Here is a 20,936-nt window from a genome sequence, read left to right on the forward strand (position 1 = left end):
CATTAAATTTCCAGAAAAACAGTAGCTTGCGAACAGATGAGAACCGTTCCACAAAAGCACCACTCGTCTTGTCTCCAATGGATCGGTTGTGAATAACGGTAATCGCCGCAGGGCATAAGCCACGCAAAAAAACTGAAATTAACGCTTTACTCGACAGACCAAATCCCTATAATCAGCGCCCACACGCCGGTATAGCTCAGTTGGTAGAGCAACTGACTTGTAATCAGTAGGTCCCGGGTTCGACTCCTGGTGCCGGCACCATGACTCAGCGAGAAAGGCTCACCGAAAGGTGGGCCTTTTTTGTTTGTGGCGTCATACGCCGCGATTCAATAACCGACCAAGGGACTGACAGGACCTATGCTACGGAAAGCCAGCAAACAACTTCTCATCTGGGCAGCCATTGCCCTCTCCACCACCCTCCTGATCGGCTGCGCCAGCCCGCGCTATGACGGCAAGCGCCCGCCCGATCCGACCAAAGCCATCATCGTCGGCTCCATCGCCGAGGGTTTTCTGTTTCAACCCCATGGGCTGGTAGTCCATATCAAACAACATGGCGGGGAAGGCACCGCCCTGCAGTTGGAAACGCTGGGCAACGAAAACGATCAGACCTCGCGCAACCAACTGGGCAACCTCTACATGTATGAAGTGCCACCGGGAGAATATGAATTCACCCACTGGTATTACGTGCACTACGCAGGCCACTCGATGGCACGTTCAGCGCCGGTGGTGTTCACCGTACGCGCCGGAGAAATCGCCTACATCGGCGACCTCCACGCCGACGCCCTGCGCTTCTGCCTGGGCAACGTGAACAACGCCAACCAGACCGTGGAAGCCCTCAAGCACAAATACCCGGTGCTCAACGGTCGCAACATCCTCAACCTGACCGCGAAAAGCGCCTTCGAACCTTGGCCCAGCTCGGACGCCACCGACAGCGGCAAGGGTCTCTGCAAACTGTGAGCTGACTCGGCTTCTACGGGCATTAGCCAACACACGGCCTGCGCCCGTGGGAGATTTTATGTTGCCTGGTCGACTGCATTCGCCACCTGAGGCGGCTCCCACAATAACCGCGCCGGATCCTGGCCTTTTGTTCAACGCCAACCCTGTGGGAGCCGCCTCGGTGGCGAAAGCGGTATCTCTGTCATCACAACTACGCAGACGACCGCAGTTTGTAGCCACGACAAGCTAAAGCCTTAACCTTCCAAGGAATGTCCATCCATGAAACGCCTCACCCTGCTCTGGGCCTGCCTGCTCGCAACGCTGACCCTGCTGACCGGCTGCATCAGCGGCCCCGACCTCAAAGGCCAACCCTTCTTCACACCCCCGGCAGAAACCAGCCCCGACCAAGCCACACTCTATTTCTACCGCACCGCCGCCAGCATCGGCGACGCCGTCGCCCCAACCATCCACATCGACGGCAAAGCCATCAGCAGCCTGCCTTCCGGCGGCTACTTCAAAGCCACCGTGCCCGCAGGCAAACACACCATCGACTCCACCTCGCCACCCGTCATCAGCGGCAAGGTCAACAAACACTTCGACATCAATGTCGAGAACGGCAAGGCGTACTTCATCGCCGATCAGGTCGGCACCTCCGACTATCACGACGGACAGACCCTGGGTGGAGTGGACAACGCCAGCTTCGGAGGCGAGCGGTTTTACTCCCGGTATGCGCTGGTTCCGACAGAGGAGGCGCTGCGAGGGATTAAGTGGTGTCAGCGGGTACCTGTGGGAGTGCAGTGAGAATCGGTGACGGCGTCCTCTACCGGCTGACTCAATGCTTCAATTTGCGGCCCGTTTCGAACGAGCACTTCTCTTCTTTATGACCTCACAACGTACGCCGCACTTGAGTCCGAGGGTAGCACCGAGGTGCGCGACAAACGCCGATGTCACCAGCAACAGCGCTGTAGATGATGGTGCCGCAGACCAAGGAATGGACTGCACCTGACTGACAGTCAGGTATGCCCCGGTCATCGCATCGCTGCCTTCACCCGACTCAGGATCTCGCGGCGCTGGTTTCGTCAGGTAGTGCTGCCTCCACCCCCCATCGGTAACGGTGTTCAGGAGGCCAGATCATGAGATTCCCAGGCTCTCGGAAGTAAGGAGCCGCCAGTCCCGCGTTAGTGGACGACACCCACAGGCCGCAGGGGCCTTGATCCCTGATAACACTCAGCATTCTTGGCGGGATGACGTGGGGCGAGGACTGGAGAGCAATAGATGAGGTGACCGATATGGCATTGGTGGGTAGACGCAATGGCAGAAGTTTCCACCACGGTATGAATGGAGCAACACAATACAACAAGCGACGAAGAGTACGCTTGCTGGTGATCTACACGGATGTAGAAGTGTCGTTACGATGAGAGGATTAGCGTCATTGATTCGCTGCAGACTGAAAGGGATGTGCCACGCATCACGCAGCGTACTGCGCCACACACAGTTCATGCCACTGGGCAGCATGAAGGATGGCATAATGCTGGCCAGCAGCACCTCCCAAGGCTATGATCCCATAACCCTCATTACCAGCCAGGATGAGCCAGTTGGCGGTTACACATTGAGTCGTCGAGTTCTAGATGTGGAAAACTAAATAACTAGCTCTAGCCAAACTTTAGAGAATCAAGGAAGAGTAAAATTGAGCAGTTTAGAAAACTCATCGTTTTACGTCTCAGTAGATGAATTAGACTACCAATCTTGCATTGACGTAATCGAGCATACCGAAACAATCGACGAAGCCAAAGCGAACATACGAATTCATCATCTGAAGTTTGATGGGAACGGTAGACCAATGTCCAAGGCTCTTGCCGAGTTACTTTACCAGTATATCATTGACTATTGTATAGCATCTAAAAACAGACCTGATACCCTGACAAATAGACAATCAGCACAGCTAACAAAAGAAGCACGAAAATTATTCAGACACCCAGAAACTTCAGAAGATGATCCTGATAAAACTGGGGAGGCTGGCGAGACCCTTCTTTTCTTCTTAACAGAAGCAATTCTAAAAGCACCTCAAATCGTAGCAAAAATGGAATTAAAAACCAATAGACGACTAGAGTCAAATGGTTCCGACGGCATTCATATGCGATGGTGCGAAGAAGATCAGCTAGTTGATTTTTATTTTGGCGAATCGAAACTGTACAGTTCGATTGACGGGGCAATCACATCCGCTCTAAAAAGCATCAATGAATTCCATGATAAAGAAATCTACAAACATGAATTCACAATGATAACAAAACACTTCAAATATGCCGATGACAACACAAAAAATGCAGTAGTCGATCTGATTAAGCTAGGCGAACCCGGTCCTGGAGCTCGTATCAACCATGCATGCCTGATTGGGTACAACTGGAAAGAATATCAAAATATTCACAAAATCAAACAATGCGATCTATCGAGTCAATTTCGCGAAATGCTGCTTACCGAAAGCAAAAATATTTCCAAAGCACTTAACACGAAATTTAAAAGCTTTGAAAAAAAACACCTTAACTTTGAGGTCTTTTTCTTACCATTCCCATCTGTCCAGCAATTTCGCGACGAATTCAATGCAGCACTGGACTAAATTATGAATATAGCCGAACAGTTTCAACCTCAAATAGAAAAGCTTTACAAACTGAACATTGAGTCTCTACTGCCAATTCCAGATAGCCCGGCTACGATTACGGAGCATGAGATTAAAAAACTCATTGGCATATCATCTGCGCTTTCCCTATCAGAAGATCCCAAAGATTTAATTTTAGCTTACGAGATAATGAGCAGACTCCTAGAGTCTAGCAAAGAGTCCGTTATTGATATAGCCCCAGCCGCAGACATAATACTTTCCAGACTAGGAAATTTCCCTGGGCGCACACTACTTCGTAACCGTTATGCAGATGATGAACAACCTAGTATTCCCATTTCACTAGCATTGGAGAGAGTTGCTCGCGAAGCCGAGAACTCCACCAGCGACGGAATACTTTTAACAGACTTCCAATACAAGCTTTTAGAGGCCTTACAAAAACAATCATCCTTAAGTGTCTCCGCACCTACTTCAGCGGGGAAGTCATTCATCCTAAATATAGAACTAGCGCGCCGACTAAAATCCTGCACAGAAAAAGCCGTTGTATACATAGTCCCAACACGAGCCTTGATAAGCGAAGTTTCGAACCGCATTCGGCAAACAATTCAACGCGAGAACATAGACAACACCACAGTTCGAACAGCACCCTTTCCGCTGGAAACAGAATCCAAATTTAAAAGTATTGTTTATGTACTTACGCCAGAAAGACTTTTAACTCTCCTAAAACCAAAAAACAACACACAACGAGTCACCACACTAATTGTGGATGAGGCGCATGAGATTCAGAAGGGAAATCGAGGCATAGTGTTGCATAACGCGATCGAAATCGCGCTATCTAAACACCCCAAAACATCGCTTATGTTTGCTAGCCCCCTCATAAAAAATCCTGGCTACTTACTGAATCTATTTAATCGCAATGACAATGGTCAGTTCTTCACAGAAACGATATCACCAGTATCACAAAATATTCTATTAGTATCTGAGATTAACAGAAAGCCAAACATGGTTAACGTTTCGTTGCTTACAGATAGATTTGAAATCACAATTGGAGAGCGCAACTTCAGCTTCCGCTTTAGAGATAGTATCTTCAAGCAAAGGGCAAACTTAGCCTATGCGATCACAAAGAACGATGATTCTACGATAATATTTGCAAACGACCCCAGCGATGCCGAAAAGATAGCACTCGAACTTTCCCATCTCAACAATAGGTTCGAGCCAAGCAACAACATCAGAGAGTTTATCAGCTTCATAAAAGGGGAAATCCACGAAGAGCATGGACTGATAAACAGCCTCCAACATGGCGTAGCGTTCCACTACGGGGATATCCCTTCCATTGTAAGAACTGGAATCGAAGACCTATTTCGGTCTGGAGAAATAAAATACATATGCTGCACCAGTACTTTGCTGCAAGGTGTAAATCTTCCTGCGAAGCATATTGTAATTGAAAATCCATATAGCGGCAAAAACCCGATGCTGCGATCCGACTTCTTAAATCTGGCAGGTAGAGCCGGGAGACTTCTTCAAGAATTCCACGGAAATATTTGGTGCATCAGACCTAAAAGTTGGGTCGACGAGTCTTATCAGGGTGATACTTTGCAAGAAATCAAATCATCCATGGCTAAAATAATGGACGATGGCGGCACGATTCTTCAGGGGCTTATAAAGCACTCCCTGACTGACGAAAAAGACAAAGAGTTAGCTGAAGCTGGATTCAGCAAGCTTTTTCATGAGAGCATGACATCTAACGATGAAGAGCTAACAAACAAGTACAGCACCTCAGATACAGCAGATACTTTCAGCGACAACTTAACCCATATAAGATCACTTGAGATCACGCTCCCTTATGAAATACTCGAATCCCACCGATCGTTGCGTCCAGATCACCTCCAAAGCCTATACAATCATATAGCTGGAGTATTGAGCATTGACCACCTTTCACTTTTGCATCCGTTCGAAACTGGCGGAAAAGAAAGAATGTCAAATGCTATTGATCTCGTCTGCCATCATTTTTCATGGGATGCACCTATAAACTCTATAAAATATAGGAATCTCATTTGCAATCTCGCACACGACTGGGTTACAGGCAAATCCATTGGGTCAATACTCAGAGATCGTGTGAACTTTGTTCGCAGGGACGACGATAATAAACTAAGTGCCTCATCAATAATCAGACAAACACTGAAGGTTATTGAAAGCGCAATCAGATTCAGGCTTGTTAAGTACCTTAGCGCATATGAAGACATCTTAGAGTTAGCCTTGCTGGAAAGAGGATTTTCAAAAGACGACGCTCAGCAAGCCCCATACCATACTTTTTTAGAGTTTGGCTCCTGTAACAAAGTCGAGCTAGGCCTGATGTCTGTCGGCTTTTCGAGATTTACAGCACTTCGCTTAAAAAATATCATTGGATACACAGATGCCGTAGATGTAGAAGACTACTTGGAGATCCTCTCTACAATAAACATTAACTCCATCGACCTCCCGAAGCTCTGCCTAAACGAGTTTAAAAGCATTATAGGAAAATAATTAAAATTATTCCTTCGGACCGTAGCGACCTAAAACACTGAGCAACATCCTCATTAGGACACTAATGGGGATAGACTCACTCATCCACAATTAAAAAACCATTATATTCCATAGGCTTAAGCTTATTTTCGACTCCTGGTGCCCACGCCTCAATCCACCAGGTTTCTAAAGCCCTCCCGAGCGTGTGCATCCCCACGAGCAGTCGCGCAACGAACTCGAACCTACAGATCAACCAAAGAAACTTTCACCCGTTGCGGACCGACCAAGCGTTCGCGAACGGTATCAAGAGTTTCCTCATCCTCACTGCCACCAAACCAGACTTGAGATGAGGTTCTCTACTCTCCACGACGGATATAAATCCCTGGCATCCGAGTTCGGACGAGATGCCACCGGGCCTTTCCTGCTCTTCGTTCGTGTGAGGGTTGAGATTGTCACTGAAGCGGGATGCCATGGGTACGACCTCGATAGCAGGTGTGGCGAACAAGCGCGCAAAAATGCCTAGCCGCCGAGGGACCACACAACCGACACATCCCCCCACAAAACAAACCAGATCCTGTAGGACGCTTCTGATTTTTGCCGTTATGCTCCCCGGCGCGTTGCGGCTCTTAGGATCACGGCATACCCTCCTCGCGTCGCTAGTTCAGCGGCCGGTTTTGACAGACCGAACTCACTAAGAAGCAACAATCGCTACACGTCCTATGGATCGATGATTCACATGGACCTCTATGGCGGCTGTATGTGGGGCACATTCGTGTGCGCCAGGTTCTTTGGTGACTGGTCTGTCAACCCGCCTACAGCCGCCACCCATTCCGTTTGACAGCGGAGCGTGTCGGCTTCACTCACCAAGGAATGTAGCCATGATCAGATCCACCCCCCACCCACCCGAAATCCCCGTCACCCAATCCATCCCGTTCGGCGTCAATTTCGGCAATCACTGCCTCTTCAACGTCCAGTCCGGTATTCGGGTCGATGATGCGTTGGTACTTGTCTCCGAATTCCTCAGTTGCGCAGCCGCAACGGCCTATGAGTCCGCCAACAACACGGCATCTGACTGTCGGCCATTGGCTCGGTCGGTCGTGCATCAGATCGAAGCGGCGAAGGCGTTGGTGGAAGCTTCGCTGGCGGGGTTGGCGGTTCAAAGACGTTGATTGTGTTCAAGAAGCCCGTCGCGTTTCCGATACGTAACTGACCCTTGCGATCTTCATGAGCATCCACCGTCCATGCGTATTCCCCTGTTCGTCGTCGTTCTTGGCGCACTCTCTCTGGTGGGCTGCGCGCATAAGTCACCTGCGCCCCCCAAGACGCCGAAAGCCCCGGTCGTGCTGAAGGCAGATGATCAGCACGCCAAGGTAGTGTTCCGGGTTGCGACGACGCATGCCATTGCCACCTTCCACGCGGGTAAGCCGGGGGATCTGGAGCGGGTGGGGAATGTGTACAACGACGCCGAGGAGCAGCAATACCCGGGCTTCACTCGGGGTCTGGCGAAAGGTCTGACGCGAGCATTTGGCTTTGCACGTCCGGTGCGGGAGATACTGGTTCCAGCGGGTGAAACGACTGAGGTTGAAAGTACGGGCGGCTGGACAGAAAGCACCCCTTTGCGTCAGTGGAGTTACTCGTGCGGGCCGTTCACGAATCAGTGGGTGGCGCAGGCCAACAAGACGTATCTGGTTGAGTTCGATCGGTCCGGGATGTTGTGCTCACAGGCGTTGTACGACATCACTGATACGGGTCAGAAGGTTCTGATTCCCAAAGGCGCACGTTAGCGCTTTGGTTTCTGGTGAAAGAACTGACCGGTTTTCGCTGCGATTTTTGCAAACAGTCTTGCCCCACAATCCTCTCAGATTTTTCCGACAGACCCGCCAAGTCGAGGCTGGAAAGATGCGCCCTTCGTTCACAAGGGACATTGAACATGCTGAAGCTCGACAAGCATCTGCTGAAGTACCTGCTGCCACCGGTGGCAGCATTGATCGCCATTCCCCTGATCTTTACCCAAGTCTTTTTCTACAACGAAGCCGGGTACATGACCCATGTGCGTACGATATTCGGTGACGAGAAGATCGTCGATGACGTGGGGTATGCCACCAAGTGGTTTGGTCGCGCGACGCCCTGGAAGAAAGCGGTGAGCGTGCAGTCTGTGTTGGTGATCGACAAGGATGATCGGGACCCGGAGAACGATGCGCTGGGAGCGACCATCGAGGCGTTTCCGATTGTGTTTCTGGGCAATGTCGATGCAAAAGTCGAGTCGTCTGCCCGGTTCCGTCTACCCAGCGGCCCTGCCTTTTTGACCATCGCTCAGGAATACCGCAACCCTGACAATTTCATCCGCACTGCGTTGCTGCCTGCGATCAAGGAAACCCTGCAAGCCACGGCGTCGCTAATGACGGCGGACGACTATTACGCAGGCGCGCGAAGTGAGTTCGCGGCCGAGTTCGAAAACCAGCTCAACGAAGGGCTCTATCTGATCAAGCGCCGCGAGATCCGAGGCCCGAGGGGCGATCTGCCCAAGCAGACGGCGATTCTTCAGGCCGGGACCGAGCAGGGCAATTTTGGCAGCAACACAGGCAGCCAGTACGTCACGGAAAAGGTGGTCGACAGCAAGAACATCCCGATTCGCAAGCAGCAGCAATTCCGCAAATTTGGCGTGGAAGTGGTTGAGGCTCGAATCACCAACACCGACCCGAACCCACAGTACAAGCAGCGTATGGTCAAGGTGCAGCAGGCGCTGGCGGAATTGGCGGTAGCGCGGCAGAACCGATTGAAAGAGGAAGAGGAAAAACGCCTGGTGACCGCGCGCGGCGAGAAGGAAGTCGAAGCCAAGCGGCAGGAAACGCTACGCGATCAGATCGAACGCACCACTCAGGCCGAGACAGAGAAGCAGCTTGCGGTGATCAACGCCGAGCGCGAACGCAGCCGCGCAGAAATCGAGAAACAGACGGCGGAGCTGTTGCGCGACAAGGCCACCACCATGGCGCAAGCGACGACCATCACGGCAGACGCTGAAGCCCATGCGCGAGAAGCGACGATCAAGGCGGACGGTGCGCTGCAATCCAAGCTCGATGCGCTGATCGAAATCAACAAGGCGTGGGCACAGGCCGCTATGCATGCGCCTGTCCCGAGTGTGACCATGGGCGCAACGCAATCCGGCGGCACCGGGCGTCAGGATGAGTTGAATCAGTTCATGAGCGTGTTGGCCACCAAGGCGGCGCGGGATCTGGCGATTGATTTGAAGGTCGTTAAATAACGGTTGAACGGGGCGGTAGGGCTGAAACGCTCTCCCGCCCTCAGCTGTTGGATCACCAAAAGCACCACCACTCATCCGATACCCATCCCCTTGGCTCATCGTTCGGAACCGATTCCACCTACCGCAGCTCAAGTAAATAGCGGCTACGCTGCTGGTTGACTGATCTGACACAGTTTTATCGCCCCGCGCCAACGCACTTGGCAGTGACGATCCCATTTCCAGTAATGGAAGCCTTTTCGACCGTCCTACTCATTGCATCGACTCCACGCGTTGACTCATGTGGAGTGGAAGGCTTTGTTTCATGCTTGCTGGCGCCCGCTGCGACTTTTGTGACGAATGGCAGTCGCCGCAACAGGGGAAAACCGTCGTTTGGCGATCACCCCCGAAATGAACGACTACTTAAAAAGGGAATTACCATGGGCATTCTTAGCAGCATTCTTGAAAAACTCGGGATTGGGTCAGCCAATGCCAGCCCTTCATCGTCACCAGAGCCGTCCTCCGCACCACCGGTGGCGGATGTGACGTCTGGCATCGATGCACCTTCGCCCGCGAGTGCTGAACAAATCAGCGCCAAACTCGCGTCGTTGGCTCAGGCTCATCCAGAACTGAAGCCTCAAAACTCCATCGTGGATTTACTCAAAGCGTTGGGCCTCGACAGTAGCTTCGAGCACCGCAAAGAGTTGGCCAAGGAGGTCGGGCTTGAGGGCTACGAAGGCACTGCAGAACAAAACATCAAGTTGCACGAAGCCGTGCTAAGAAAGGCCTCTCAGTAGGACCAAGCGCCGTAGGTGTAACTCAACGAACCTATAGAAAACCCTGGGCGTTGCGCCTGCATTCTGGCGCAGCGCCCATAAATGCGATGGCTTTTTGGGCGAGAGTGTCGCTGCCAACAAGCCTTGGTCTCCGGGATTTGTATCGCTGTGTATCTACAGCCCAGGCTGATACGCATCGTTGCGTTCAAGCAGGTTCGGGGACACATCCGGTATACGTGAGGGGCGTTAAATGAGACCCATCGAGACGGTACAGAGCCTCTCGAAACAAACACTCATTGAACGCTAGGAGACACCTCATGAACTGGAAAAATCTGACACTCGCTTCCCTGTTTGCTGCTCTGAGCTTCGCTACTGTTGGTGCCAACGCGGCCGATGCGGTCAAAGCGCACAACTACATGTACGGCGATCATCTGGACATTGCCAAGGTGGTGTCGGTGAACGAAGGTTCGGCTTCCTGCGGTGTGATCAATGCTCGCCTGACCTACCTGGATTCGATGGGCCAGAAGCAGGCGGTGGACTACCGGACCATTGCTCAGAACTGCGCGCAGGACAATTGATATCGATGCACGCTGTTCGCCAAATCCTGCAAACACTGCCTCCCTGATGAATGCGTGGGTTCATCAGGGAAGCGGCGTTTGCAGGAAACTCAGTGCTCGCTCTTGTCCAGCGTGCGTAATTTTTCCGGCAACGCCCACAGCAACAGTCCCGCCGCGATCACGCTGGTGACGCCGATCACGTACAGCGCAGGGGTGGTGCTGCCGGTCATGTCTTTGATGCTACCGACCATGATCGGGCTGACGATGCCGCCGAACTGACCCAGAGTGTTGATCAGCGCGATGCCGCCCGCCGCACCTGCGCCTGCACCGGCCAGCAGTTTGGGTGGCAAGGTCCAGAAGGCTGGGATGGAGGCGACGATGCCACCGCCGAGCATGGCCAGCGAGAGGATCAGCATGCTGGTGTGCTGGGCGAAAATGCCTGCGCTGAAGAAGCCAATGGCGCCGAGCACGACGAGGCCACAGACGAATTTGCGTCGCTCACCACTGGCGTCGGACAGGCGACCGATGACGACCATGCTGATCGCGCCGCAGATGTAAGGGATGGCGGTGAGCAGGCCGATGACCACCGGGCTTTCGACGCCTGCGCTGCGAATCAGTTGTGGCGCCCAGAAATTGAGGCCGTAGGACGCGACTTGAATCAGGAAGTAGATCAGGCCGAGCATCAGGAAACCGGGCATTTTCAGGGCCGTCAGCAACGAGCCGTGTTTGTTCGGCTCGTGTTGGGCGATGCGGCTGGAGAGGTAGGTTTTCTCCGAGTCGGTCAGCCACGGGGCGTCTTCAACGCGGTCTTTGAGGATTTTCAGCACCGCCAGCCCGAGCAGGACGCAAGGCACGCCGCCCAGCAAGAACAGCCAGTGCCAGCCGCGCATGTGCATCACACCATCCATTTGGCCCAGCACCAGACCGGAGATGGGCGCACCCAGCAGGCCGGCGAAAGCGGAGGCCAGGAACAGGGTTGAGGTGATGCGACCACGGTAGGTCTGCGGAAACCACAGCGTCAGGTAAAACAGCACGCCCGGTGCGAAACCGGCTTCCATCGCGCCGATGATGAAACGCAGGACGTAGAACTGCCAGTCGGCGTTGACGAACACCATCAAGGCCGTCGCGATGCCCCAGGAAATCATGATGCGAGCGATCCAGCGCCTTGCGCCAACCTTGTACAGCATGATGTTGCTGGGCACTTCGAACAGCACGTAACCGATGACGAACAGGCTCGCGCCCAGGCCATAAGCGGTGTCGCTCAGGCTCAAGTCGGTCTGCAACTGGAATTTGGCGAAGCTGATGTTGATGCGGTCGAAGAAGGCGAACAGGTAGCAGACCATGATCAGCGGCATCAGGCGCCACGCGACTTTGCGGATCAGGGCCTTTTCGGCGCTTACAACCTCGGCGAGGCTGCTGCTCGGGTTCAGAACAGAAATTGTCATTGCGGTCACTCCAGTGGGACTTCCCGGGGGGAGCCCTTTTGTTTTTGTTGTCTGGACGAGCACGCGGCGAGGCGTGTTCGTTCGTTTTAAGGGTGTAACTCCATGAGTACGCCGCTGCTGATGTGGGAGATTCTATGTTGCCTGATCAACAGCTTTCGCCACCAAGGCGGCTCCCACAGGGATCGCGCCGAACTCGAATCTCGTTATCGACGCTGAATCTGTGGGAGCCACAGAAACGTGGGGCAAGGTGTTTTCGATTCAGGTCGGGAGATTTTCGGGTGCTGGATGCAAATCACAGTTACGCCCCGCCTTGGCGACCTGGCCCGGCATTTCGTGGCCGAGCAGTGCGGGCAAGCGTCGTGACATCGTCAGCAAATGCGGCAGATCGATACCGGTCTCGATACCCATTTCTTCGCACATGTTCACCAAGTCTTCGGTGCAGATGTTTCCCGATGCGCCCGGCGCGAACGGGCAGCCGCCCAATCCACCCAGCGAGGCATCGAAACGACGGGCACCGGCTTCGTAGGCGGCCAACACGTTGGCCAGCCCCAAACCTCGGGTGTTGTGGAAGTGCAGGGTCAGCGCCGACGCCGGAAGACGCTCCAATACGCGCTGCACCAGACGATGCACCTGTCGCGGGTTGGCCATGCCGGTGGTGTCGGCGAGGGAAATGCCCTGCATGCCCAGTTCCAGATAGGCATCGACGATTTGCAGCACGCGGTCTTCGTCGATCTTGCCTTCGAACGGGCAGCCAAATGTTGTGGCGATGGAGCCGTTGAGACTCACGCGGCTGCCAGCGGTGAACGAGACGATGTCGCCAAACGCGCTGAGCGACTGCTCGCAACGCATGCGCATGTTGGCGAGGTTGTGGGTCTGGCTGGCGGACATCACCAGGTTCAGCTCATCGGCGCCAGCCGCCATCGCACGCTCGGCGCCCTTGAGGTTGGGGATCAGCGCCACATAGACCACACCCGCGGGCCGCACGATGCCACGAAACACTTCATCGCCATCGCGCAGCGCCGGGATGGCTTTGGGCGAAACAAAAGAACCGGCCTCGATGCGGCTGAAACCGGCGAGAGAAAGCTGGTTGATCAGGTTGATCTTGTCAGCGGTTTCGACCCAAGTCGGCTCGATCTGCAAGCCATCGCGGGGCGAAACTTCCTGGACGATCAGACGCTCGGAAAAATCGGTAATCATTGCACCACCCCATCGGTCTTGAGTTGCGCGATATCGGCAGCGGTCAGGCCCAAGTCGCCGAGCACGCTGTCGGTGTGTTGGCCCAGCGCCGGCCCTTGCCAGTTCACCGAGCCCGGCGTTTCGGAGAGCTTGGGTACGATGCCTGGCATTTTGACGTTCGCGCCGCCTGGCAATTGGGCGTCCAGAATCATCTCCCGGGCCTGATAATGCGGGTCTGCCACGATGTCAGCGACGTTATAGATGCGGCCTGCGGGCACTTCGGCCTGCTCCAGTGCCTTGAGCACGTCATCTATCGGCAGGCTGGAAGACCAGGCACTGATCGCGGCGTCGAGCATGTCACTTTGTGCGGCGCGACCGTCGTTCTGCGCGAACTCGGGCGCTTCGGCCAAGTCCGGGCGGCCAATGGTGTGCATCAGCCGCTTGAAGATCGGGTCGCTGTTCCCGGCGATGACCACGAACGCGCCTTCGGCCGTCGGGTAGGTGTTGGAGGGCGCGATGCCTGGCAACGCGCCGCCAGTGCGCTCACGCACATGACCGAGCATGTCGTATTCGGGCACCAGGCTTTCCATCACGTTGAACACGCTTTCGACCAGCGATACATCGACGATCTGGCCATCGCCCTGCCCGGTTTTCACCCGCAGCAGCGACATCAAAGCGCCCATCACGGCGTGCATCGACGCGAGGGAATCGCCAAGGCTGACGCCCACGCGCGCAGGCGCTGAATCTGGCGAGCCTGTGGTGTAACGAATGCCGCCCATGGCCTCGCCGATGGCGCCAAAGCCCGGTCGGTCGCGATAAGGGCCGGATTGACCGTAGCCGGAAATACGCACCAGCGTCAGTTTGGGGTTCAGGGCATGCAGGACATCCCAGCCCAGGCCGAGCTTTTCCAGCGCGCCGGGGCGCAGGTTTTCGATCAGCACGTCGGCGCTTTCGGCCAGACGTTTGACGATCTCGATGCCTTCAGAGGACTTGAGGTTCAGCGAAAGGGATTTTTTGTTGCGCGATTGCAGGTACCACCACAGCGACGTTCCTTCATGCAGCTTTCGCCATTTGCGAAGTGGGTCGCCCTGCCCCATGGATTCGATCTTGATCACCTCAGCGCCGAATTCACCCATCAGACGGGCGGCAAAGGGCGCTGCGATCAGTGTGCCGATTTCAATCACGCGCACACCGTTCAGGGGGCCTGTCATAGCGGATACCTCAAGTGTTTCTTGGAATTTGAGGCCAAGACTAGAGGACCCGCGTTCGGGAAATCCAACCGTTTGTGGGCAAGAGGCGTTCGCTAAACGCGAACGCTTTCAAACGTGCCGCTGAAGATGCTCGAACAGCAGTTGGCTGACTGGCGACAAAGCCGCCCTGTCGCGCACCACCAGAATCAACGTGCGTTGCGCCCACGAATCGCTCAGCGCCACTGCCGTCAGGCCCAAGGGCGTGCCCAGCAATTCGAACGCTTTGCGCGGCAACACGCCGATGCCCATGTTGGCCTGTACCATGCGGCACATCGCGTCGAAGCCGGGCACGTGAATCCGCACCCGAAGAGGAACGCCATGAGAACGCGCCGCCGTGTGGGTGCGCATGTTGATCGAACTGGCCGCGTGCAGACCGATGTGGTCACTGCCAAGGGTTTCTTCGAACGCCACTCGCTCCCGCTGTGCCAGTGGATGATCAGGGCGCATCACCACGACCAGTTCGTCGCGTCGATAAGGCACGCTGTGCAGCCCCTGAACGTCGGTGTCTTCCGAACAGATGCCGATGTCTGCCACGCCATCGATCAGCCCTTGCACCACGCCATTGCTGGGCCGCTCTTCCAGATCGATCTTCACCAAGGTGTGGCTGGTGGTGAAGTCGTGCAGGTCTTCGGGCAGAAACTGGATGATCGCCGAAAGGTTCGCCAGCATGCGCACATAGCCGCGCATGCCTTGCAGATGCTCATCCAGTTCCAGGCCCATCTTTTCCAGATCGGACAGCATGCGGCGGGCGTGATGCAGCAATGTTTCCCCCGCTGCCGTGAGCAGCATACCCTTGGCGTTGCGCACGAACAGGCCAATGCCCAGCACTTCTTCGAGTTCCATCAGGCGCTTGCTCGCCGCCGAGGTGGCAATGGCTTCGCGCGCTGCGGCGCGGGTCAGCGTGCCTTCCTCATACACCGCGACGAACAGCTTCAGGGTGATCAGATCGAGGCGGCGGATGAGGTTCTTGTGCAGCATGCTGATGCTCTCAGTGGCCGGGCGGGGTCCAGAATACACGCAAACCGGCGAATGAACGTTTGCCCTCCTTTCTGTCTGAGGGGTATACGCTCTGTAGTCACACATTGATCGAGCAGGCCCCTCCCCGATCTTGCTGCCTTCTAGTAACGTATAGCGACGTCCAACGGGCCATCGCCGTATCCACTGAGGCGCCAGGGGTCCGTAACCTGAAACACGAGAGAAGACACACCGTGCATAAAGTCCGATTGATCAAAAACGTCTGGACTCACCAGACTCCTGAGATCTCTTCTGAATGGTCCAAGCTTCTGTTTGAAGCCGAACTGCCGTTCGTCCCTTTCCCAGGCCTGAACATTCGCCTGCCCGATCAGAGCGCCTGGCGCATCCGCGATGTGGAATGGAACGTCGAAGAAAAAACCTTTCGCTGCTATATCGAGGATCAGTTCATGAACCTGCTCGTCGATGTCGACGACTCCTACGAGGACTGGCTCGAAACATTACAGGCCGATGGCTGGAAATTGAGCGGCCGCTACACCAACGAGCACAACAAGACCTGATAGTGGATGTTTTTCAGCATTGACGCTGAATGCTGTACCTTGACCAGCAGAATCATGAACAGCTGCCAGACTGATTCATGAGCCAGGCAAGAGGTCTGCTTTTACAGGCCCGGTATTTACCTTGAGCGCTGCTGCCATGAAATGGATGTCCCGCTTTACCTGCTACGCGTTCGGCGCGTTTCTGGTGTGGCCGTCAATTGCGTCTGCTACACCGTCGGTTGATATGTACGTTCCCGAAGCGCCTCCCCTGACGATGCTCAGTCAGAACGATGAGCACGGCATCGTCGGTGACATCGCGCTGCAAGCCATCGCCATGGCCGGGTACTCGCCAAACCTTCTGTCCCCTCCCTGGCCCCGCGCACAGCGGGAAGTGAGCATCGGGCGCGACCTGCTGATTGCGCCTCTGACACGCACTCAGAGCCGTGAAGACAACTTCACCTGGATCGCACCGATCCTGACCATGGACCGTAGCTTCTTCAGCCTGACCAAGCGCGTCGATAGCTTCGACGAGGCGAAAAAGACTTTCAAGCTGATCGCTGTCGGCATAGGCAGCGCTCAGGAGACACGCTTGCGGGACGAGGGCTTTCCCGCCTCGCAAATCTACCCGCTCAAGATCGGTGAAAACCCGGCGCAAATGCTGCTTAAAGGGCGGGTCGATGCGTGGTTCAACGGCGTGCCGGAAACGCGCTACATCTGGAAACAGGTGAGTGACCGGCCTTTAGTCATGAGCCGCGTATTGATGACCGCCAATTTGTACCTGGCGTGCTCGAAGAACTGCGACCCAATGATGGTCGAGAAGCTGAGAACCGCCATCGACACGCTGGAAGCCAATGGCACCAATGAGCGGATCGAGGCGGGGTATATGAAGGGCTTGCCGGTTTGGTGAGCGTAACGGCGGCCGTTTTGTAGGCGCCTGCGGTGGCGATTTAACAGTCGCTGCCGTCGGCAAGTCGGACTGCTACAGATCAGGGAATCAAAATCACCTTGTCCGTGCTGCCCTGATTGACCTCGGCATAACGCCCCAAACCTTCCTCGATAGGCGTTTCGACAAGCCCCGTCGGCAGCGACAGCTTCCCTTCGTCGAACAACTGGCCGAACTGCTCCAGCATCCGCGCACACTCTTCAACGCCGTACAACAACGAGTTAATCCCCACCACTGAGCCGCCTTTGCGGTACAGCGCCAACGCAGGCAACTGAACGTGGCCGTCTACCGGCGCAGCGATGATCGCAATGCGACCGAAAGGTGCCAGCGCCTGAACAGACGCAGGCAGCCAGAAACCGGTGGTGTCGAAAATGACGTCAGCCCCACTTTCAAATACGGCGCTCACCTGACCGGCCAGCTCTTCTGGCTTGCCCAGTTGAATCGCGTTGAAACCCTGCTCCTTGAGCGCATCAACCTGTTCAGGGCGCCGCACGGCCGCCAGCACTTGAGCGCCACGCACTTTAGCCAGGGCAATCGCCGCACTGCCGACCGCGCCATTGGCGCCAATCACCAACAATCGGGTTTTCGCATCAACGAGGCTACGCTCCAGTGCGTCCCAAGCCGTGGTGTACGGCACACCCAGACTGGCCGCCTGAGCGAAACTCAGCGAGCTCGGCTTAAGTGCAACGCCCTTGGCAGGCAGCGTGATGTAACCGGCATGGGAGCCATTGCGCGAAAAACCGATCTTGTTGCCCGTGCCCCAGACTTCCTTGCCGATCAGCGATTCCGGACCTTCGATCACAACACCCGCGAAGTCGCGACCAGGAACCCGTGGCAATGTGGTGTAGGGAAAACGGCCCAGCACGTTCTTCACGTCGCTGGGGTTCAGACCCGCTGCCTTGATCTGCACCAATACCTCACCTTCTGCGGGGACGGGAGTGGGCAGTTCGACGACTTCCAGCGCAGCCAGGTCGCCGGTGCGGGAAAATTGCAGTGCTTTCATGGTGTTCACATCCAGAGAGAATCGGAAATCGTTCGAGTCACGAGATCAGGTTGGCGACCAGTTGACGCCCCATGGGCCAGAGCTTCTCGCCCGCCTGCATGCCCAACAGGCCAACCAGGGCCACCAACGGCGGTGCAGGCGAACGGAAATCGAGGGCGCCATAAAGCAGGCCGACAGCGATGCCGATTGCGAGGGAAATGATGTAGCTCATGACGAACTCCGGTGCTGTGTATCAAGCGATGACCAGAGTGTAAGAAACGGCCTAAAGCGCTACCGGCCAAGTGCTTCTGAATTTCGGACAGGCTGTTCCGAATCCTGTAGGAGTGAGCTTGCTCGCGATTACATGGATTCAGACAACACATGCGTCACAGACAGATTGTTATCGCGAGCAAGCTCACTCCTACAGGTGCGCGGTAAAGCGTTACGACATTTCACCCAACGGATAGTGCGAAGGCGCCACCCCCAGCTCACGACGAAACATGTCGCTGAAACTGCTGGGCGAATAGCCCATGGAACGCGCGATGGTGCTGACGGGCACGCCCTGAATGATTTCGGCCACCGCCGTCGCCAGTTGCACCTGCCTGCGCCACTCGGCGAAACCCATCCCCAGCACGCTCTGAAACAAGCGAGATAACGTCCTGACGCTGGCTCCGGCATTCTCGGCATGCTGCTCGAACGAAACGCCGATCGACGGCTCGACCATCACCGCATGGCAGACATTCATCAGGCGACGATCACTGTCATCCGGCATTGGCACCTTCAACAGCGAACGCTTGGCGCGCTTGAGCTCCAGCAGGGCCAGGCCGACCAGCGCAGCGTAATACTCCGAATCCTTGTCCTCTTCGGCGACCAGATTGACGATCAGCTCGCGCAGCAGCTTCGCGACTTCGAAGACCTGAACCGTACTCTCCAGTGTCTGCGCCAGTTCAGGACGCAGATAGATGTTGCGCATTTCCAGGTCCGACACCACCCGAATGCCATGAGAAACGCCCGGTGGCAGCCACACAGCACGCTGCGGCGGTACGACCAGCGCCTCATCGGGCGTCTCGACCCACATCACCCCCGACATCGCATACAGCACCTGCCCCCAGTCGTGCTCATGAGGCTCGATGTACAGACCGCGCGGGTAGGTACGCGACACGCGTTGCACGGGGACGGTGGTGTTCGTGAGGTCGGGCGGTGCGGCGAGGGCCATGGGGTGACCAATGAAAATGTGTGCGGCAATGTTATCGAGATGACGCATGCGATGAAACAGCCCTCTTCAGGCGCCACCGGTGGCGAACGCAGTGTGTCATTCAATTGGTCAGGTGCCGACATTACGCATTCGCCACCAAGGCGGCTCCCACAGGCTCAGCGTCTGCCACAAGGTTTGTATTCGGCGCGGCTCTTGTGGGAGCCGCCTTGGTGGCGAATGCGTCGGGTCAGTAACGTCCAGGTCGACTGAAACACCGCAATCGCCTACGCATAAAAAAACGCCCCGATCTCTCGACCGGGGCGTTCTCTGCAGCTTCAGCTCAACTGCCGTTCAACATTAGAAAACGTTGATCGGGTAATCGATGAAGATACGGGTTTCGTTACCGCCAACGTTGTAGTTGGAAGCGTTGTCCGACACGCGCAGCCACGAGTTGCGCAGGCGCAGGGACAGGTCTTTGGCCGGGCCGCTCTGAACCACGTAGGTCAGTTGGCTGAACAGTTCACGCTCGTCGCCATCGCCACGGTTGGTGCCGTCGTCGATGTTGTCGCCACGCACGTAAGCAACTTTGTAGCTCAGGCCTGGAGTGACGACGGTCGACAGGTTCACGCCGTAGCCCAACTGCCAGGAGCGCTCGTCCTTGCCGTTGAAGTCGGACCAGTAGGAGTTGCTCAGGTAGATGGTGTTGCCGCCATCGCTGAAACCACCATTGCTGCGCACGCCGCCGTAGTTGTAGCCGGTTTCGCCAGTGCTGCGCTGGTGCGCGATGGTGAACGAGTGGATACCGGTGGCCCAGGTGGCCGCCAGGCTCCAGATCTTGTTATCGCGGGCGTCGTCGGCCGCGATGTCCTTGTCCAGCTTGGTCTTGTAGCCGTTGAAGTCAAAGGTCAGGGACTGATCCTGCGGCAGCGCGAAGACGTAGTTCAGGTTCACGTACTGCTTCTTCAGCGTGTCTTCGTCGTCGGAGCCGTAGAACGCGGCGCTGAAGGCGTCGGTGAATTTGTAGCTGGCGCCGTACACGTTGATGCTCTTCAGGTCGCCACTGTCGCGACCTTCAGCGCTCTTGCGGGTCTGTGCCGTGAAGCGACCGGCAACCAGTGTCAGGTCCTTGATCTCTTTGGAAGTGATCATGGTGCCGGTGTAGCTTTCCGGCAGCAGACGCGAGTTGTCGTAGCTCAGGACTGGCAGCTCCGGCATCATGTCGCCGTATTTCAGCTCGGTCTTGGAGATGCGGAATTTGACCGCGCCGCCGAAGCGCTGCAGGTCGTCAGCAGCATGACCACTGCTGTCCTGTTTGAAGAAGTCGATGCCACCGGCACCACTTTTGCCTTTGCCGCCGTCCAGACGAACAGCGTACAGACCGAATGCGTCAACACCGACACCGACGGTGCCCTGAGTGAAACCGGAGGAGTAGTTGGCCATGAACGCCTGACCCCACTCGGCGCGGTCTTCAGGCCCGCCTTTATAGTCACGGCTGATGTAGGCGTTACGCAGATTGACCTTCAGGCTGCTGTCTTCAACGAAGCCGTTGGAGTCTGCCTGCCCGTCTGCCATGGCATGGCTGGCGGCGAAGATGCCCAGAGCGAGCAAGCCGATACGCTGTTTCATCTTGTTGTCCTTGTGTGCAGATTGATCTCGCGCTGTGGCAAAAACCCGGACAGGTCATTGCGTCTCCCCAGACATTGTCCCGGAAGCCCGCACGAAATCATCGCAGTGGACTACTGATGCACGTACATGGCGCTAGGCCACAGGCGGTTGAATCGCGAATGCTAGCGGCGGCATACAAGGGTGTCAAT

General features: G+C 55.7%; 19 protein-coding genes and 1 tRNA gene. 12 read left to right on the forward strand and 8 right to left on the reverse strand.

The genetic code is table 11. The annotated features are described in order from the left end of the window. Nucleotides 1–185: 185 nt before the first annotated feature. The 10 genes from ACI2KB_RS13335 to ACI2KB_RS13380 all read left to right on the forward strand — a co-directional run bounded on the left by ACI2KB_RS13335 (nt 186) and on the right by ACI2KB_RS13380 (nt 10,641). Nucleotides 186–261 (forward strand) — tRNA-Thr (locus ACI2KB_RS13335). A 96-nt stretch (nt 262–357) separates the two neighbouring features. Next, the gene (locus ACI2KB_RS13340) at nt 358–957 is read left to right on the forward strand and encodes a hypothetical protein (RefSeq protein WP_404635180.1); all 600 of its coding nucleotides are present in this window, start codon (nt 358–360) and stop codon (nt 955–957) included. 258 nt (nt 958–1,215) lie between these two features. Beyond that, on the forward strand, nt 1,216–1,737 hold the full coding sequence (locus tag ACI2KB_RS13345) for a DUF2846 domain-containing protein (RefSeq protein WP_404635182.1): 522 nt from the start codon (nt 1,216–1,218) through the stop codon (nt 1,735–1,737). An 886-nt stretch (nt 1,738–2,623) separates the two neighbouring features. Next, on the forward strand, nt 2,624–3,550 hold the full coding sequence (locus tag ACI2KB_RS13350; protein ID WP_404635184.1) for a DUF1837 domain-containing protein: 927 nt from the start codon (nt 2,624–2,626) through the stop codon (nt 3,548–3,550). A 3-nt stretch (nt 3,551–3,553) separates the two neighbouring features. After that, complete coding sequence (locus ACI2KB_RS13355; RefSeq protein ID WP_404635186.1) at nt 3,554–6,070, forward strand: DEAD/DEAH box helicase; 2,517 nt, start codon at nt 3,554–3,556, stop codon at nt 6,068–6,070. An 857-nt stretch (nt 6,071–6,927) separates the two neighbouring features. Beyond that, the gene (locus ACI2KB_RS13360; RefSeq protein WP_404635188.1) at nt 6,928–7,218 is read left to right on the forward strand and encodes a DUF6124 family protein; all 291 of its coding nucleotides are present in this window, start codon (nt 6,928–6,930) and stop codon (nt 7,216–7,218) included. Nucleotides 7,219–7,290: 72 nt separating this feature from the next. Beyond that, complete coding sequence (locus ACI2KB_RS13365; protein WP_404635189.1) at nt 7,291–7,833, forward strand: hypothetical protein; 543 nt, start codon at nt 7,291–7,293, stop codon at nt 7,831–7,833. A 146-nt stretch (nt 7,834–7,979) separates the two neighbouring features. After that, a complete protein-coding gene (locus tag ACI2KB_RS13370; RefSeq protein ID WP_404635191.1) occupies nt 7,980–9,311 on the forward strand; it encodes an SPFH domain-containing protein in 1,332 nt (443 codons plus the stop codon). A gap of 416 nt (nt 9,312–9,727) precedes the next feature. Next, complete coding sequence (locus tag ACI2KB_RS13375) at nt 9,728–10,084, forward strand: DUF3597 family protein (protein ID WP_404635193.1); 357 nt, start codon at nt 9,728–9,730, stop codon at nt 10,082–10,084. Nucleotides 10,085–10,380: 296 nt separating this feature from the next. Beyond that, entirely contained in the window at nt 10,381–10,641 is a 261-nt protein-coding gene (locus ACI2KB_RS13380; RefSeq protein ID WP_404635195.1) for a DUF2790 domain-containing protein, read from the forward strand. An 89-nt stretch (nt 10,642–10,730) separates the two neighbouring features. Here ACI2KB_RS13380 and ACI2KB_RS13385 read toward each other — a convergent pair whose 3' ends face one another. The 4 genes from ACI2KB_RS13385 to ACI2KB_RS13400 all read right to left on the reverse strand — a co-directional run bounded on the left by ACI2KB_RS13385 (nt 10,731) and on the right by ACI2KB_RS13400 (nt 15,469). Continuing rightward, nucleotides 10,731–12,065, reverse strand: coding sequence for an MFS transporter (locus ACI2KB_RS13385; protein WP_404635197.1), 1,335 nt, complete (start codon nt 12,063–12,065; stop codon nt 10,731–10,733). Between the two features lie 258 nt (nt 12,066–12,323). Next, nucleotides 12,324–13,262 (reverse strand): hydroxymethylglutaryl-CoA lyase, encoded by a 939-nt coding sequence (locus ACI2KB_RS13390; RefSeq protein WP_404635199.1) that lies wholly within the window; start codon nt 13,260–13,262, stop codon nt 12,324–12,326. Next, nucleotides 13,259–14,452: a CaiB/BaiF CoA transferase family protein gene (locus ACI2KB_RS13395; RefSeq protein ID WP_404635201.1), complete on the reverse strand. Its 1,194-nt coding sequence runs from the start codon at nt 14,450–14,452 to the stop codon at nt 13,259–13,261. The genes ACI2KB_RS13390 and ACI2KB_RS13395 overlap by 4 nt, the downstream gene beginning before the upstream one ends. Nucleotides 14,453–14,560: 108 nt before the next feature. Continuing rightward, the gene (locus tag ACI2KB_RS13400; protein WP_404635203.1) at nt 14,561–15,469 is read right to left on the reverse strand and encodes a LysR family transcriptional regulator; all 909 of its coding nucleotides are present in this window, start codon (nt 15,467–15,469) and stop codon (nt 14,561–14,563) included. 230 nt (nt 15,470–15,699) lie between these two features. On the opposite strand from ACI2KB_RS13400, the gene ACI2KB_RS13405 reads away from it, so the two are divergent. Both ACI2KB_RS13405 and ACI2KB_RS13410 read left to right on the forward strand, forming a co-directional pair. Then, nucleotides 15,700–16,023, forward strand: coding sequence for a hypothetical protein (locus ACI2KB_RS13405; RefSeq protein ID WP_404635205.1), 324 nt, complete (start codon nt 15,700–15,702; stop codon nt 16,021–16,023). Nucleotides 16,024–16,159: 136 nt separating this feature from the next. Beyond that, nucleotides 16,160–16,909 (forward strand): substrate-binding periplasmic protein, encoded by a 750-nt coding sequence (locus tag ACI2KB_RS13410; RefSeq protein ID WP_404635206.1) that lies wholly within the window; start codon nt 16,160–16,162, stop codon nt 16,907–16,909. Nucleotides 16,910–16,988: 79 nt separating this feature from the next. Here the strand turns inward: ACI2KB_RS13410 and ACI2KB_RS13415 are convergent, their stop codons facing one another. The 4 genes from ACI2KB_RS13415 to ACI2KB_RS13430 all read right to left on the reverse strand — a co-directional run bounded on the left by ACI2KB_RS13415 (nt 16,989) and on the right by ACI2KB_RS13430 (nt 20,748). Beyond that, on the reverse strand, nt 16,989–17,948 hold the full coding sequence (locus ACI2KB_RS13415; RefSeq protein ID WP_404635208.1) for a zinc-binding alcohol dehydrogenase family protein: 960 nt from the start codon (nt 17,946–17,948) through the stop codon (nt 16,989–16,991). A 37-nt stretch (nt 17,949–17,985) separates the two neighbouring features. Beyond that, nucleotides 17,986–18,159, reverse strand: a complete 174-nt coding sequence (locus tag ACI2KB_RS13420; protein ID WP_081564875.1) for a DUF1427 family protein — start codon at nt 18,157–18,159, stop codon at nt 17,986–17,988. A gap of 210 nt (nt 18,160–18,369) precedes the next feature. Further along, a complete protein-coding gene (locus tag ACI2KB_RS13425; protein WP_404635690.1) occupies nt 18,370–19,143 on the reverse strand; it encodes an AraC family transcriptional regulator in 774 nt (257 codons plus the stop codon). Between the two features lie 336 nt (nt 19,144–19,479). Continuing rightward, nucleotides 19,480–20,748 carry an OprD family porin gene (locus ACI2KB_RS13430; RefSeq protein ID WP_404635210.1) on the reverse strand — a complete coding sequence of 423 codons (1,269 nt, stop codon included), beginning with the start codon at nt 20,746–20,748 and terminating at the stop codon, nt 19,480–19,482. Nucleotides 20,749–20,936 lie beyond the last annotated feature (188 nt).

Origin of the sequence: Pseudomonas sp. NPDC088444, assembly GCF_044900175.1 — a bacterium.
Classification (GTDB): Bacteria; Pseudomonadota; Gammaproteobacteria; order Pseudomonadales; family Pseudomonadaceae; genus Aquipseudomonas.